This is a genomic window from Azospirillum sp. B510 (assembly GCF_000010725.1).
GTDB classification, from domain to species: domain Bacteria; phylum Pseudomonadota; class Alphaproteobacteria; order Azospirillales; family Azospirillaceae; genus Azospirillum; species Azospirillum lipoferum_B.
In genome coordinates this window covers 601,430-615,720 of record NC_013858.1, presented here as the reverse complement: position 1 = coordinate 615,720, position 14,291 = coordinate 601,430, and the positions used below count along the sequence as shown (strand labels likewise).

General features: G+C 65.1%; 15 protein-coding genes. 6 read left to right on the top strand and 9 right to left on the bottom strand.

All coding sequences use genetic code 11. The annotated features are described in order from the left end of the window. Positions 1-117: 117 nt before the first annotated feature. From AZL_RS29985 to AZL_RS29965, 5 genes are all read left to right on the top strand, one after another. Positions 118-921 carry a transporter substrate-binding domain-containing protein gene (locus AZL_RS29985; RefSeq protein ID WP_012978137.1) on the top strand — a complete coding sequence of 268 codons (804 nt, stop codon included), beginning with the start codon at positions 118-120 and terminating at the stop codon, positions 919-921. A 34-nt stretch (positions 922-955) separates the two neighbouring features. After that, positions 956-1,630 carry an amino acid ABC transporter permease gene (locus tag AZL_RS29980; RefSeq protein WP_012978136.1) on the top strand — a complete coding sequence of 225 codons (675 nt, stop codon included), beginning with the start codon at positions 956-958 and terminating at the stop codon, positions 1,628-1,630. After that, positions 1,623-2,273 (top strand): amino acid ABC transporter permease, encoded by a 651-nt coding sequence (locus AZL_RS29975; protein WP_012978135.1) that lies wholly within the window; start codon positions 1,623-1,625, stop codon positions 2,271-2,273. Before AZL_RS29980 ends, AZL_RS29975 begins: the two co-directional genes overlap by 8 nt. Continuing rightward, complete coding sequence (locus AZL_RS29970; RefSeq protein WP_012978134.1) at positions 2,260-3,024, top strand: amino acid ABC transporter ATP-binding protein; 765 nt, start codon at positions 2,260-2,262, stop codon at positions 3,022-3,024. The genes AZL_RS29975 and AZL_RS29970 overlap by 14 nt, the downstream gene beginning before the upstream one ends. A gap of 561 nt (positions 3,025-3,585) precedes the next feature. Then, the gene (locus tag AZL_RS29965; protein ID WP_012978133.1) at positions 3,586-5,949 is read left to right on the top strand and encodes a cellulase family glycosylhydrolase; all 2,364 of its coding nucleotides are present in this window, start codon (positions 3,586-3,588) and stop codon (positions 5,947-5,949) included. 180 nt (positions 5,950-6,129) lie between these two features. Here AZL_RS29965 and AZL_RS35990 read toward each other — a convergent pair whose 3' ends face one another. Both AZL_RS35990 and AZL_RS29960 read right to left on the bottom strand, forming a co-directional pair. After that, a complete protein-coding gene (locus tag AZL_RS35990; protein ID WP_148219734.1) occupies positions 6,130-7,149 on the bottom strand; it encodes a hypothetical protein in 1,020 nt (339 codons plus the stop codon). Between the two features lie 453 nt (positions 7,150-7,602). Further along, complete coding sequence (locus tag AZL_RS29960) at positions 7,603-8,280, bottom strand: L-2-amino-thiazoline-4-carboxylic acid hydrolase (RefSeq protein WP_012978132.1); 678 nt, start codon at positions 8,278-8,280, stop codon at positions 7,603-7,605. 194 nt (positions 8,281-8,474) lie between these two features. Between AZL_RS29960 and AZL_RS37575 the strand changes: the two genes are divergently transcribed. Beyond that, entirely contained in the window at positions 8,475-9,065 is a 591-nt protein-coding gene (locus AZL_RS37575) for a LysR family transcriptional regulator (RefSeq protein WP_012978131.1), read from the top strand. Between the two features lie 154 nt (positions 9,066-9,219). On the opposite strand, the gene AZL_RS29950 is transcribed toward AZL_RS37575, so the two are convergent. From AZL_RS29950 to AZL_RS29920, 7 genes are all read right to left on the bottom strand, one after another. Then, positions 9,220-9,870 carry a hypothetical protein gene (locus AZL_RS29950; RefSeq protein WP_042446237.1) on the bottom strand — a complete coding sequence of 217 codons (651 nt, stop codon included), beginning with the start codon at positions 9,868-9,870 and terminating at the stop codon, positions 9,220-9,222. 45 nt (positions 9,871-9,915) lie between these two features. Then, on the bottom strand, positions 9,916-10,332 hold the full coding sequence (locus AZL_RS29945; protein ID WP_012978130.1) for a type II toxin-antitoxin system death-on-curing family toxin: 417 nt from the start codon (positions 10,330-10,332) through the stop codon (positions 9,916-9,918). A gap of 19 nt (positions 10,333-10,351) precedes the next feature. After that, positions 10,352-10,576: an AbrB/MazE/SpoVT family DNA-binding domain-containing protein gene (locus AZL_RS29940; RefSeq protein ID WP_012978129.1), complete on the bottom strand. Its 225-nt coding sequence runs from the start codon at positions 10,574-10,576 to the stop codon at positions 10,352-10,354. 91 nt (positions 10,577-10,667) lie between these two features. After that, positions 10,668-11,423 (bottom strand): polysaccharide deacetylase family protein, encoded by a 756-nt coding sequence (locus AZL_RS29935; protein ID WP_012978128.1) that lies wholly within the window; start codon positions 11,421-11,423, stop codon positions 10,668-10,670. Further along, entirely contained in the window at positions 11,420-12,568 is a 1,149-nt protein-coding gene (locus tag AZL_RS29930) for a glycosyltransferase family protein (RefSeq protein WP_012978127.1), read from the bottom strand. The genes AZL_RS29935 and AZL_RS29930 overlap by 4 nt, the downstream gene beginning before the upstream one ends. Further along, the gene (locus AZL_RS29925) at positions 12,565-13,158 is read right to left on the bottom strand and encodes a histidine phosphatase family protein (RefSeq protein ID WP_012978126.1); all 594 of its coding nucleotides are present in this window, start codon (positions 13,156-13,158) and stop codon (positions 12,565-12,567) included. The genes AZL_RS29930 and AZL_RS29925 overlap by 4 nt, the downstream gene beginning before the upstream one ends. Beyond that, on the bottom strand, positions 13,155-14,276 hold the full coding sequence (locus AZL_RS29920) for a glycosyltransferase family 4 protein (RefSeq protein WP_012978125.1): 1,122 nt from the start codon (positions 14,274-14,276) through the stop codon (positions 13,155-13,157). Before AZL_RS29920 ends, AZL_RS29925 begins: the two co-directional genes overlap by 4 nt. Positions 14,277-14,291 lie beyond the last annotated feature (15 nt).

Sequence of the window (14,291 nt, the reverse complement as noted above, 5' to 3'; positions counted from 1 at the left end):
TAACCGGGATAAGTGTAACATTTCCGGCCTTTGCGACACACCGGAATTCCTATGACGGAAGTGGCACGCCGTTTGAAAAGGGATGGCTCATCGTCCTTCGGTTGGAGATCAGGTGCCATGCGGTTCGCGAAGATTCTGGGTGCTCTCGGCCTTGCCACGGCGGTTCTGGCGGGTGGTTTCACCGCAACCGCTCCCACCCATGCAAAAGCCGACGCGCTCGAGCGCATCGCCAAGGAGAAGGTGCTGCGCGTCGCCGTTCCGCAGGACTTCCCGCCCTTCGGCTCGGTCGGCACCGACCTGAAGCCGGTCGGCTACGACATCGACGCCGCCACCCTGATCGCCAAGGAGATGGGCGCCAAGGTGGAGCTGGTGCCGGTGACCAGCACCAACCGCATCCCCTATCTGACCACCGGCAAGGTCGATCTGGTGATCTCCAGCCTGGGCAAGAACGCCGAGCGCGAGAAGGTCATCGACTTCTCCACCGCCTACGCCCCCTTCTACAACGGTGTCTTCGGCCCCGATGACATCGCGGTGGAGAAGGCGGAGGATCTGAACGGCAAGACCGTCGGCGTCACCCGCGGCTCGGTCGAGGATATCGAACTGTCCAAGATCGTGTCGGACAAGGTGACCGTCCGCCGCTACGAGGACAACAACGGCACCATCTCCGCCTTCCTGTCGGGGCAGGTGCAGCTGGTCGCCACCGGCAACGTGGTCGCCGCCGCCATCTTCGACCGCAACCCGCCGCGCCAGCCGATCCTGAAGTTCCTGATCAAGAACTCCCCCTGCTTCGTCGGGCTGAACAAGAACGAGGGCCCGCTCCTGGAGAAGGTGAACGCCATCATCGCCAAGGCGAAGGAGGACGGCTCGCTGAACGACATCGCCAAGAAGTGGCTGCATTCGCCGCTGCCGAAGGATCTGTGACCGCTTCGTCCTTCCACCGGCACGGGACCGTATCATGGCCTACAGTTTCGATTTCTCGTCCCTGTTGGACTACACGCCCGTGCTGGTGGACGGGGTGGTGACGACGGTGGCGCTGACCGCCGTCAGCACGGTGCTGGGCGTCGCGCTCGGCATCGGCGGGGCGGCGGCGCGGACCTCGACGGCGAAGCCGCTGGCGATCCTGGTCGGCGCCTATGTCGAGCTGATCCGCAACACCCCCTTCCTGGTGCAGCTGTTCTTCATCTTCTTCGGCCTGCCCTCGCTCGGCATCCGGCTGGCGGAGTGGCAGGCGGCGGTCCTGGCGATGGTGATCAATCTCGGCGCCTATTCGACCGAGATCATCCGCGCCGGCATCGAGGCGACGCCGAAGGGCCAGATCGAGGCCGGCGCCGGCCTGGGCATGACCGGGCCGCAGATCTTCCGCTATGTCGTGCTCGGCCCGGCGATGGGGAAGATCTGGCCGGCGCTGACCAGCCAGATCGTCATCGTCATGCTGGGCTCGTCGGTCTGTTCGCAGATCGCGGCGGAGGAGCTGAGCTTCGCCGCCAACTTCATCCAATCCCGCAATTTCCGGCCCTTCGAGGTCTATTTCCTGGCGACCGCGCTGTATCTGGCGCTGGCGGTGGGAGTGCGCTGGATCCTGAGCCAGATCGGCGGGCGGCTGTTCGCCAAGGGGGTGTCGCGTGCTTGAGTTCACCCTGTGGGACATCCTGTCCAACCTGCTGCTGGCGGCGCGCTGGACGGTGCTGCTGTCGCTGATCGCCTTCGTCTCCGGCGGGCTTGCCGGGCTGCTGCTGCTGGTCGCCCGCGTCTCGCCGCTGCCGCCGCTGCGCATCGCGGCCCGGCTGTTCATCGAGCTGTTCCAGGGCACGCCGCTCCTGATGCAGCTCTTCATCGTCTTCTTCGCCCTGCCGCTGGTCGGCATCGAGACCTCGGCCTGGACCTCGGCCGCCGTCGGGCTGACGCTGTTCACCGCCGCCTATCTCGCCGAGATCTGGCGCGGCTGCGTCGAGGCGGTGCCGAAGGGCCAATGGGAGGCGTCGGCCAGCCTCGCGCTCACCTTCGGGGAGCAGATGCGCCATGTCATCCTGCCCCAGGCCCTGCGCATCGCCGTGCCGCCGACCGTCGGATTCTCGGTGCAGGTGGTGAAGGGCACGGCGGTGACCTCCATCATCGGCTTCGTCGAGGTGACGAAGGCCGGCACCATGATCACCAACGCCACCTTCCAGCCCTTCCTGGTCTATGGGCTGGTCGGGCTGATCTATTTCGCCCTGTGCTACCCGCTGTCGCTGTCGGCCAAGGCGCTGGAAAGGAAGCTCAATGTCGCCCGTTAAGACTCCCCCCGCCGGCCGCCCCCTGGTGAAGCTGTCGGCCATTCGCAAGTCCTTCGGCCCGGTGGAGGTGCTGAAGGGCGTCGACATGGCGGTCGAGGAGGGCCAGGTCGTCGCCATGATCGGCCGCAGCGGCTCGGGCAAGAGCACGCTGCTGCGCAGCATCAACGGGCTGGAGCGCATCGACGGCGGCGTCATCGAGGTCGACGGCGAATGCGTCGATCCCGGCCAGATCGACCTGCGGGCGCTGCGCCAGAAGGTCGGCATGGTGTTCCAGCAGTTCAACCTGTTCCCCCACCTGACCGCCGGCGAGAATGTCATGCTGGCGCTGAAGGTGGTGAAGAAGCAGGACAAGGCCACCACCCGCGCCGCTGCCGAATCGGCGCTGGCCAAGGTCGGGCTGGGCCACAAGTTCGACGCCTACCCGTCGCAGCTGTCGGGCGGCCAGCAGCAGCGCGTCGCCATCGCCCGCTCGCTGGCGATGGCGCCCAAGGTGCTGCTGTGCGACGAGATCACCTCGGCCCTCGACCCCGAGCTGGTCGCCGAGGTGCTGGGGGTGGTGCGCCAATTGGCGGAAGAGGGCATGACGCTGATCCTGGTGACGCACGAGATGCGTTTCGCCCGTGAGGTCTGCGACCGGCTGGTCTTCATGCATGGCGGCCGCATCGCCGAACAGGGACCGCCGGCCGAGCTGTTCGACAGGCCCTCGACGCCGGAACTGGCGCAGTTCATCGGCATGGTGGAGGCGCGCTGACCGGCGCGCCCGCCCGCCGTCCGTCCCGGATGGATAAAGGAATTTAGTCATTTAAAAACTCCCATAACCGTGCCGGGTGGTGGCGCCCTGTCGCCGGGATCGTTAACTTTCTCGCGCGCGAAAAAGCCGGTTTGTGATTTTGGATTACTCCAGAGGCCGTAATCCCTGGTGGCGGTGCACTACCAATCATGGAATGCGGGTGATCAGTATATAAGACACATATCCGGCATCCTTCCGCGGTGTTTCTGAAAGCATGATGCGCACCGTCCAGAATGTCTGGGAATGGCGGTCTCTATGTCTTTCGAGATCATTATTGAGAAAACTCAAGAATTCTCAGGACTATACCGGTTTCCAAAGGAAATGACTGATTGTTGATCCGGGAATCCTGTGATCATGATGGGATATATTTCAATACGATGATCGGTCCCTGCCGATATCCGCGGCCGCCGGTTGAGCCAAATTTGCCACAAGCTTCGAGAAAACTTAACCAGAGTTGGAAAGGTTTCGTTAACCATTAACGACCCAGCATGGCTTCAACGCAACAGATATAGGATTGAAGTCATGAGCACGACCACCCGGCCGAGCAAGATCGTCGTCAACGCCTACGGCCAGTCCACGGACAGCGTCGCGCCGAATTTCAAGCTGCTGGTGGATGGTCGGGAGGTCGGTCACGCCACGGCGTCCGACCCCTCGTCGACGGCATACAGCTTCACCGCCGACCTTGCGGCGAACACGGCGCACAAGATTCAGGTCGTCTACGACAATGATACGGAGACCAGCGCCTATCGCGACCTTTACGTCCAGTCGATCGAGGTCAACGGCCACACGCTGAAGCCGACCGACGCCATCTATGAACGTTATGACGATGCCGCCCCGGCGCCGACCCAGCCCGGCCAGGAAGCCATGTGGTGGGACGGCGCCCTGACCTTCGGCACCCCCGCCAGCTATTTCGCCGCCACCCCGTCCACCGGCCCTGCCGCCGCCCCGGCGCCCTCCCCTGCCGGCGGCACCGCGCAGAACGTCATCACCGTGAACGCCGCCGGCAATGCGGCGGCCGGCGAAGGCGCGCATTTCACCGTGCTGGTCGATGGCCAGCGGATCGGCGAGGGCACGGCCAGCGGCACCGACGCCAAGGATTACAAGTTCACCGCCGACCTGGCGCAGGGGACCGCCCATTCGGTGCAGGTGACCTACGACAATGACGCCATCGTCGATGGCGCCGACCGCAACCTGTATGTCAACAGCATCAGCGTCGACGGCAAGACCGTGGCGGCGACCGACGCCTCCGTTTCGGTCCACCGCAACGACAACGGCGCCGACATTGGCGCCACCAGCGACCTTTATTGGGACGCCACGCTGACCGCCAGGCTGGATGCCAGCCATTTCACCGCTTCGGCCGGCGGCGGCAACACGGGCACCAACACCGGGAAGGGAGGCGGAACGGCGGCCCCGGCCGGCGGTTCGGGCACTGGCGGCGACACCGGCGCGCTGTCGGTCAAGGTCGGCAACGTCACCGTGGCCGATCCGGGGATGGTACAGAGCAGCGGCTCGATCAACGGCTTCCTGCACACCAACGGCAACCAGATCGTCGACGAGAGCGGCAACAATGTCCGGCTGACCGGGGTGAACTGGTTCGGCGGCGAGGGCTACAATTATGTGCCGTCCGGGCTGTGGGCCGACAGCTACCAGCATCACATCGACAGCATGAAGAGCCTGGGCTTCAACGTCATCCGCCTGACCTGGGCCGACGATCTCTTCGACAGCAGCGCGGTGACCAACGGCATCGATTACGCCAAGAACCCGGATCTGAAGGGCCTGACCCGGCTGGAGGTCTATGACAAGGTCATCGACTATGCCGGCAAGACCGGCATGAAGGTGATCCTGGACCATCACCGCAACGACGGCGGCGCCGGCACCAACGAAAGCGGGCTGTGGTACACCGACAAGAATCCGGAATCGACGGTGATCGACCATTGGCAGACGCTGGCCAAGCGCTATGCCGGCAACGAGGCGGTGGTCGGCGCCGACCTGCACAACGAGCCGAGCGTGTCGGCGACCTGGGGCGACGGCAACCAGGCCACCGACTGGGCGGCGGCGGCCCAGCGCATCGGCAACGCCATCCAGTCGGTCAACAAGGACTGGCTGATGCTGGTCGAGGGCACCGAGTGGAGCAGCACGCTGGCGGGGGTGAAGGACCATCCGATCCAGTTCGACGTGCCGAACAAGCTGGTCTATTCGCCGCACGCCTATGGCCAGAGCGTCGGTCAGTTCAGCTGGCTGTCGGACCCGAACTATCCGAACAACCTGCCGGCCCAGTATGACAGCATGTGGGGCTACATCTATAAGAACAACATCGCCCCGATCCTGGTCGGCGAGTTCGGCGGCCAGATGCACAGCGCGGCCGAGCAGACCTGGGCCAGCACGCTGATCAAATACATGAACGGCGACTGGAACCTGGACGGCAAGAGCGACCTCGCCCCCGGCCAGCAGGGCATGAACTGGACCTATTGGGCGTGGACGCCGGAATCGGGCGATGTCGGCGGGCTGTTGCAGGATGATTTCAAGACCATCGATCCGACCAAGATGAACATCCTCAAGGCGGGTCTGGCGGCCAAATCCGGCAGCTCCGGTTCGGTTCCGGGCAGCGACGAGGCGGTCTTCACCGTGCAGCTGGCCAAGGCGGTGACCACCGCCACCACCATCGACTATGCGACCGAGGACGGCACGGCGAAGGCCGGCAGCGACTATACCGCCACCCATGGCAGTCTGACCTTCCAGCCGGGCGAGACCACCAAGACGGTCAGCGTCCACATCACCGGCGACAACAACGCCAATGAGGGAACGGAGAATTTCCTGCTGCACCTGACCCACGGCAACAGCAACCTGGGCACCGCCACGGGCACCATCACCGACCACGCGGCGTAAGGGGTGGGCAATGGGGCCGCTCCGCGCTTTGCGGGCGGGGAGCGGCCCGGGCCGCCTTGATGAGGCGGCAGGTCCGACAGCCGGTCGATTTCGGCCGGCATCGTGGATGCCCGCGCCCTCTTGGCGGCCGTTCGGCATGTCGCCTCAGCCAGCTTGGGCTGCCATGGCTTGGAAATATCATTACAATGCTTGCGAAAGCTCCGCCTGTTCATCTGTGGATTTGTTCGCCGAGTCAGTAGTTGTTTTTATGCTTTTTGGTCGAACCCATGAAAAGAACTCCGTTACAATATTTTCAAGATTGCGGAATTTATTGTCTGACATAATAATGATATCATCCTTTGTATTATTCATCCAGTGGTGTTCGGTTTCATAGATTTTTTCCACTTTTTTAAGATGAAAATCCAAGCGGCGACTGGCTACATGAGTATCAATGCATGAGCTTCCGTCAATAGCCTTGTATTCGTCATCAAAGCTGAAGCTGATGACTTCGGTAACTTGCTTGACTTTGGATGGACTGGAGAGGTCGCACTCTCCAAATATGATTACGCCCTCCTCATCACGATTGTAATGCAAACCGAGTTGAGATGTTCCTGGAAAAACACCAGGAAGAATATATTTTGCAATAATTTCCGCACGTGTTGCGCCGTCAATTACCGGCAAGCCTGTCCTTCCGAAGACTCTAATGTCATAAGCTCCATTTGATGAATCCGTGACCTTGTTGATATAGGCGTTGAAATCATTTAATCGACTTTTGGTTATCTCCTTAAGGGAGTCATCAGGTGAACACATATGATCAACAAGCTTACTCGAAAGGTGCATCGGAAGTATTATGCATATAAATATATTTTGAACAGATTCCACCTCTGACCGGAATGCATTGCGATGCCTCTGGACAGCCTGTTCAAGCGCATCCGCCAAAGCATGTATCGAGTCGATGGGCTTTGTCAGAAAATTCCGATCAGCCTCAAGGAACTGGCGGACGGAATCCTTTGTGGCCCACACCACGATGGCAAAACCCAAACCAGCAATCATGTTATCCAAAGTATTGGACAATGCACTGTCAACTGTGTCCCATAGACTACGACCAGATATTAACGAGATACCCCAGCGTAGAGCTATATAGAGAGCTATGCTTCCCGTGACAAAATACCAAAATGGTATGCGGGAAAAGAATCTTCGAGAATTATTGAGAATGGACATTCCTATTATCTCCTTATGCAATTTGTGTCTTCCGGCGTTCATGGGCTGCTGCCGGTGCCGAACCGGCGCCGAGCAGTAATGGCCGAGCTGTAGGGAGCAACGCCCGCCGCCCGGGCCTGCGTCACCGACAGATCGCTCCGGGGTGCTTTGGCCGCGGCGGCTTCTTCAGGCGTCGATCTGCAAAACAATACGTATCTCGTCTCGAAAACCCTTGCAGCATGACATGGCAAGAGACGTATCTCAATCAGGGAAATATATATATTTTTAAAATCCAATGCGGAGTTGGTGGGCGACCTCTCTTGACCGCCGCTTTGTATAGGATTTCGAGAGTTGCCCTGTCTGCTCCTGGCGCTTTGGAGTATCAAAAAAAAGCGGCGTTTGAACTGTTGGGAGGGGCATGGCTGCACCTCTCTATGCTGGCGATTCGTCCAAAGATGGTTCTGTCAGGTGCGCTTAATCCAACAAGAGCCGCGAGAATCGAAAGTTGCAGCAATGCGCGCCACCGGCCAATGTTTGCGTCCTTTCCAGATGGATGCCGCGTGCCGCATAGGCGTCGAAATCGAGACCACAGATATTTGGCAATATTTCATTGTCTCCATAGCGGTCTGCGAATTTGCAAAAACCGCAAGCCTTGTAGTCGATGCCGAATTCAAAGTCCTGTCTTGGGCCAGGCTCGATGAAATCATAGACGAAATCGTCTGGAAATTCTTCCAGATGACTTTTCTCCGCCTGCTCGCGAAGCAAAACCTGATTCTCCGGCGACAGGAATTGACGCCCTGAGGCGAGGCGTTCCGCCTCGGGAATGGTGAGCAGCTGCGCCTTATAGACGTCCCGCTCGATTTCGCCGATCATGGACGGTGATACGCCCTGCCGCCGAAGCACGCGGCTGATGGCGATGAACCCTATGAGACGTATGAAGAAGTCGCTCATGCGACTTGCCGCGCCTCCGACATAGGGGGTTTGGGCGAGCACGATCCCGAATTCGTCCATCACCTCCTGTCTTATCCCATCGATGGCGGTCAAATGCGTACGCTCGCGCAGCATCGCTTCCGCCAGGTCGAGGCGATGGCGCATGGCATCCTCCATTGCGCCGCGCTGCGATTCGTAAAAGGGATGGATGGACTGAACCATTGGACGCCTCTCCACCGGATTTGGTTGAAAGCAGGGTCGCCAGCGACGTTCGCCGCGGCGGAACGATCGCTGCGGCGGCGTGAACGGCACCTGCTTTTTCCCGTATCCGCCGCTTTGGCTCAAACGATTGTTTCTGGCCATCTGGAAGAGTTTTTCTATTCTGAAGCCATCACCTCCATGCCCGGATCGCGCCCATGAGCCATCGCCTGCCGCCCCTGAACGGATTGCGCGCCTTCGAGGCCGCCGGTCGTCACCTGAGCTTCAAAGCCGCCGCGATGGAGCTCGCCGTTACCCCCGGCGCCGTCAGCCAGCAGGTGAGGCATCTCGAACAGGTGCTTGGCGTGCCGCTGTTCCAGCGCCTGCACCGTGGCCTGATCCTCACCGCACAGGGCGAGGCCCTGCTGCCGGAAGTGGCGGATGCATTCGCGCGGCTGTCGAAGGCGAGTGACACGGTCGCGAAGGCTCTGACGACGAAGCCGCTGCGTCTCGGCATCTCGCCGGCCTTGAGTGACGGGCCCGAGCGGCTGCTCGCCCGTCTCGCCGGCGCGAAGCGCCCGCCTGATTATGTGCGGGCGGTGGCGACCGACGATCTGGCCGATCTGCTCGCCGGCCGCCTTGATGCCCTGCTCCGCCCGGGTCCCGGTCCCTATCCCGGCCTGCATGCCGAACTGCTGACGCTTGCGCCCGGCTTTGGAGTCCACCGGAAGGCCTCGCTGGTGGTTTGGCCCGGTCTCGCCCGATGCCGCGAATTCATTCTGACGCGGACGCTCTTGGCGGAGGCCTGAAGCCCGCCGCCGCAATGCGCCGGAAATGGACCTCCAGAGCTGGCGGTTCCCCGAGCGATATCCAGGGCTGGCCCCTATTTGGGATATTCGTGTTCAGCGCGCCATGGGACCGTGTCCTTACGAGGAAACGCACGGCGCCATATCGAATCCGATCTCATCGGCGGTTGATCCAGCCAAGGAGCCAGATCGCGCTCTGCACCACCAGCCAGCCGACTCCCGTTGTTCCGGCCATGATCTCCCAGTTTTCAATCGTCTCTCCCCCCATCTGCTTCCATATCGGATGGGGAAGGCGCGCTATCACGGCCTTGGGAATGAACGGAATCGTAAGGGCCAAGCACAGGAAGTCTCCAAGGAAGACCGTCCGTTGAAGCGCGCGAAGCCTTAGCCACCTGAAACGCCGCTGGTCCGCATAGGGCCGGACCGTCGCCTGCCTCACGACAACCCGCGTCGGATCCAGCGGATCCGGCGCCACCGGCGTCCAGTGCAGTTCTCCGGGTGGCGCCACGTACTGGCCGAGAGCCCATTTCATCGACGTCAGTATTCCCAGCGGACACGGGCGTTTGAACAGGGCCGCCGCATCTCCTTCGAAGATGATCCGGCCCGGATCTCGACGCTGTCGGAGGCCCTTGGTGGACCACCGCCACCGGAAGCCGGAGGAGGCCAGCGCATAGGTGATCCCGTCCGTGCCGGAGACGAAGCGGCCGGCTCTCACGATCTCCCCAAAATTTTCACAGTCGTTGATGAAGGAGGCGGGGCGGTGGGCCGATGCGATAGCCGATAAATCCGACTGGCCTGGTGTTGTCATGGGCTTCGAAACTCTCCTTTGATGGAGGACGAGTTGAGAAATTGATCATCCAATGTCGAAAGCATGGTTCGCCACCCAGTCGCGGAGTGCTTCCTCCGTCAGGGTGCCGGCAGCGAACGCCAGGATGATGTCGGCCGCCTCTCGTTCGGCTGCATCCAGTTCGAAGCCGTTGAGGCCGAGCACGAGGCCGAGAGCGACGAAGGCGGCCCGCTTGTTGCCGTCCACGAAGGGGTGATTGCGGCAGACGCTGGCGCAGACCGCGGCGCCCAGGTCGAAGATGGTCAGCCGCTCGTCGCCGTAGGCGATGAGCTGGTAGGGCCGGGCCAGGGACGCTTCCAGCGCCCCTGGGTCGCGGATGCCGGGCGCTCCTCCGTGCTCGGCCAAAAGTTCGCCGTGCAGATCAAGCACCGCCTGAAGGGGCGGATTGACGTAGGGGCGGCCCTGGATGGCCGGTTCGTCCATGTGAGCCTGCCTGTACAGCCTATTTGGACAGAATATCCATGGTACGGCGATAGCGCGCGGCGAACCGGCGGCCTACGTCCATGGCGCGGTTGTAGGTGTCGTCGGCCTTGGCGATCTCGATCCGTCCATCACGCACCTCGACTGCCACCTCGTCGCCGCGGTCAAGGCCGGCAGCGGTCAGAACGTCGCGCGGCAGCGTCAGACCGGTGGAATTGCCGATCCTGGTGAGCTTGGTGGTGTGCATGCATGTCTCCCGGCAGGAAGAATCCAGAATGTAATAACTTACGTTCTTACGTCAAGGGCGACGACATGACCCAAGAGCCAATCACGGCGCCCTACAGCCCTTCGCCAACCCCCACCCACTCCACCGCCGGATGCCCGGCCAGCCGATCGAGCAGGCGGTCGAGCAGATCCCAGATCGCCGCGTCGTGGACGCGGTGATGGCTCAGCAGGCCGATGGGCTCGGATGGGGTCCGCCGGCCCTCGCGGCGGTCGCGCAGCTCGCGGCGGAGACCGTCCAGCAGGGCGTCGAGCGGCACGGCGGAGCGGGTGCCGCGCCAGTCGATCAGGTCCAGATGGGTGTTCACCCACAAGATGCCGTCATGCCGCGCCGGGACCGGCGCCGGGCCGAAGCCGGACACCGCGCGGTAGCCGGCATCCGACAGCAGCGCCGGCATGTCCGGCGCCATCCGGTTCCAGGGCGGGACGAACAGCGGCAGCAGGCGCTCGCCGAACAGGCCGCGCAGCACCGACAGGCCGCGCGCGGCCTCCGCCCGCCGCAGCTCGGGGGGGCGCTCCGGGCCGAACTCGCATTTCTTGCGGCCGGGGGCGGCGTGGTCGGCGTGGGACCAGCCATGGACCAGCGGGGTGACGCGGGCGTGATCGGCGAGCGCCTCGGCGAGCGAGCGCTCGGCGGCCGCCGGGATGACGGCGAGGCCGAGCGGGATGTCCGCCTGGGTGCAGCTCGCCAGCAGCCGGTCGAGCTGCGGGCCGGCGGCGACCGCGTCGTCGTCGCGCAGCCACAGGGCGCAGCGGCGGCCGAGATCGCTCCAGCGCGCCAGTTCGTCCTCCACCTCGGTCCAACCGGTCATGATGCCGTCCTTTCCGCCAGCAGGCGCTCGACGATCCCGACGCTGCGGGCGGCACCGGCCAGCGTGGCGGGGCTGAGCGGCGGGATGCGCGCGCCCAGCACGGAGCGCAGGGCGCCGGCCAGGCTGTCGGGGGTAAGGTCGGCCTCGCGCAGGGTGGCGATGCCGGGCTGGCGGGCCAGGATGGCGGCGCGGATGGTCTGCTCGACCTCCTTGCCGTCCTCGAAGGGGCAGAAGACGCTGGGGACGCCGGCCGTCAGGCAGTCGAGCGCGGTGTTGTAGCCGCAGCGGCCGACGCTGGCGGCGGCCCGGCCGAGCAGGGCGCGGAAATCGGGGCGCACCGGCTCTACCACCAGCCGCTCGGCCGGGGCCAGGACGCGCAGCCGTCCGGCCAGCGCCGCGTCGCCCTTCGCCACCAGCAGGCGCCAGCGCTGCGGCAGGAGGCCGGATGCGGCGCAGTGGGCGGCGGCCTCGAAGAGCGGGCGGCCGACCGGGCCGCCGCCGGCGGTGACCAGGATCTCGCCCCGTCCGTCGCTGCCGGCATCGGCGGCGGGCGGCGGCGGCACGACGAAGCCGGTATAGCGCAGCAGCGGCCGCATCGCCGGGGTCAGCGGCCAGCTATCCTCCAGCGGAATCAGGGCGGGGTCGGAATGAACCAGCACGCCGTCATAGAGGCGCAGCAGGCGGTCCTCGGTCTCCGCCACCCGTTTCGGCTTGGAGGGCGGGGCCAGGATGTCGCGCACCGAGGCCAGGGTCAGCGGCGGGCGCGGCTGGGCGCGGGCGCGTTCCAGCAGGGCGTCGAACTCGGCGGCGAGCGCGCGGCGGCCGAAGGGGAACAGCTCGGTGATCAGCACGTCGGGGCGCAGGCTGTCGAGCAGGCCGGTCAGCATCGTCCGGCGGGCGGCGAACAGGGCGGCATCGGCGGGGGTGCCGTCGGCGGCCAGCAGGGTGGAGAAGTCGGCGCCGTCGCTCGCCAGCGGCGGCAGCTGGTGCAGGGTGGCGTTGCCGGTTCCGAGATGGGGGGCGGGACGGCCGCCGCTGACGAGGTCAACGCGCCAGCCGTGCCCGGCGAAGGCGTCGGCCAGGGCGAGCGCCCGGCTGAGATGGCCGGTGCCGAGCAGATGGGTGACGGCGATCAGCAGCTTCATGATGACAGGTGCTCCCCCTCGCGCGGGCCGGCGGGGCGGAGCGTGCCGTCGGCGGCGAGCGTCATGGCGTAAAGGCGGTGGCGCTTGACCGGCACCGGCGGCGGTCCGCGGAACTCCCACCCCCAGGCGAGGGCCAGCGCCACGCGGATCACGCCGATGTGGGTGACGACGAGGTGGGTGTCGGAGATCTTCCTCGCCCTCAACCAAGAGGCCAAGCGGGTGCGGACGTCGGCGGGGCTTTCGCCGCCGGGGGGGCGGAAGTCCCAGCCCCATTCCTCCAGATCGCGGTAGCCGCTGGCGGGATCGGCGCGCAGCTCGATGCCGCGCAAACCCTCCCAGGCGCCCCAATCCATCTCGACCAGGCGCGGGTCGGTGTGGACGGGGCGGCCGTTGCCGAGCAGCGCGGCGGTCTCCACCGCGCGCGACAGCGGGCTGGCGTGCAGGGTGGCGTCGCGCCAGTCCGGCGGCAGGCTCAGGCGGGCGAGGCGGTCGCGGCCCTCCGGGTCGAGCGGGATGTCGGTGCGGCCCTGGATGCGGCCCTCGCGGTTCCAGCCGGTGACGCCATGCCGCAGGAAAGCCAGCCGGATCATGGCAGTCGTCCGGGCAATAATCCGGTCAGCAGGCCGCGCAGCCGCTCCGCCGCCGCCGGCAGGGCGTGATGGGCCTCGACATCGGCGCGGGCGGTCCGGCCAAGAGCGCGCAGGGCGGCCGGATCGGCCAGCAGGGCGGCGAGGGCGGCGGCGTAATCCTCGGGCGCCGGACCGGTCAGCCGCCCGCCGACGCCGTCGCGGATGACGGTGCCGGTGCCGGCATTGTCGATGGCGAGTACCGGCACGCCATGGGCCTGCGCCTCGAGATAGACCATGCCGAAGGCCTCGTTCAGGCCGGGCCAGACCAGCAGGTCGGCGTCCCGGTAATGGGCGGCGAGAGCGCCGGGGGGGCAGGCGCCATGCCGCGTCACGCGCGGCCCGAAGGGGGCGAACAGCGCCGCCACCGCCGCCGCCGCCGGGCCGTCGCCGACGATGGCGAGCGTCCAGGACCGGTCGGCCAGCAGCCGGAGCGATTCCGCCAGCAGGCGGTAGGAGGCGAGCTTGTCGCCCGGCCGCATCATCGCGACGGTGAGCAGGCGGGGCGGCGACCCCGGTCCGCCATGCTCGATGGCTTGGGGATCGGCGACGGGCGGCAGCTCGAGGAAGGGCGGCAGCATCGCCACCCGCTGGCCGGGAGGGCCATAGGCCGCCACCGCCTGGCGGTCGCGGGCGCTGACGCAGAGCACCAGGGCCGCCGCCTCGATGGCGGCCTCGGCAGCGGCGGCGAAGCCGGCCCAGGGGCCGGTCAGGCGCTTGCGGGCGCGGGTCGCCTCCACCACGACATAGGGGATGCCGAGACCGCGGGCGACGACCGGGCCGATCAGGTCGGGCGCTTTGTAATAGACATGATAGCTGAGCCACAGCGCCGGGCGCCGCTCCGGCTCGGCGGCGTAGAGCGACAGCAGGCGGTCGCACTCGGCGGCGGCGGCTTCGGACAGCCGGGACTGGGTGGCGGCATCGCCGGCGCCGTCATAGACGCGCAGACCGCTCGCCACCTCCGTCGGGCCGGTGGCGGCCAGCGCCCGCAGGATCAGCCGCGCCATCTGGCGGTCGCCGGAGGGAACCGGGTGATCGACCGGCTTCAGCGGGGCGTAGAAGGCGATCCGGGGGAAGGACATGTCTGGACTGGCGGC